We start from the raw sequence: 913 nt of genomic DNA on the forward strand, positions 1-913 counted from the left end.
TGGCAAGTAAGCCACTGACAGCAGAACAACAACGCATCCGTGAGCTGGAGCAAGAGAACCGGCAACTGCGCATGGATGTGACCATCTTAAAAAATGCGTCGGCCTTCTTCGCCAGGGAAATGAAATGAGCTACAGGCTCATCACCCACTTGCAAAAGAAGGCCATTCCGGTAACGCATAGTTGCCGGGTACTGGAAGTCAGCAGGTCAGCGTATTACGCCTCGGTACAACGCCATGCCACGCCCCGTATTTGCAGCAAGGAAGTTCATTTGAAAGCAGCTTTTAGTGCCAGCCATAAGTCTTATGGCAGCCGTCGCCTGGTGATGGCAATGCAGGCGCAAGGCATTCGTATTGGTCGCTATCAGGTCCGCAGTTTGATGCGGCAGGCTAGGCTGCAGCCAGTCTGGCGACGTAAATTCGTGCACACCACCAATAGCAGGCATAACTTACCTGTAGCAGAAAACATCCTGGCCAGGCAATTCAATCCCATAGCCCCGGACCTGGCTTACGTATCAGATATCACCTATATCCGTACTGAAACAGGCTGGCTTTATCTGGCAGTCGTGCTGGACTTATTCTCACGTAAAGTGGTGGGGTGGGCGATGGCACCCACTATGCCAGCAGAACTCGTTTGCGATGCTTTACGTATGGCGATTGGGCAACGCAAACCTGTCTCTGGCTTAATTGTTCATTCTGACCGGGGTTCTCAGTATGCCAGCCGTCAGTATCAGGCATTGCTGCAAGAGTACGGCTTTATTTGCAGCATGAGCCGCAAAGGAAATTGTTGGGACAATGCTGTTGCAGAGCGTTTCTTCCTTAATTTGAAGATGGAACGCGTCTGGCAAGGCAGCTATGCTAATAAAATGGAAGCAAGACAGGACATCGTTGCTTATATAACGAATTTCTACAACACC

1 pseudogene is annotated in these 913 nt (G+C 50.6%); it reads left to right on the forward strand.

From position 1 onward, the window contains the following. Nucleotides 1–913, forward strand: a pseudogene (locus ACO0LD_RS31725) (IS3 family transposase); the annotation flags it as partial.

Source organism: Undibacterium sp. Ji83W (assembly GCF_049340385.1).
In the GTDB taxonomy this organism is placed as follows: domain Bacteria; phylum Pseudomonadota; class Gammaproteobacteria; order Burkholderiales; family Burkholderiaceae_D; genus Undibacterium.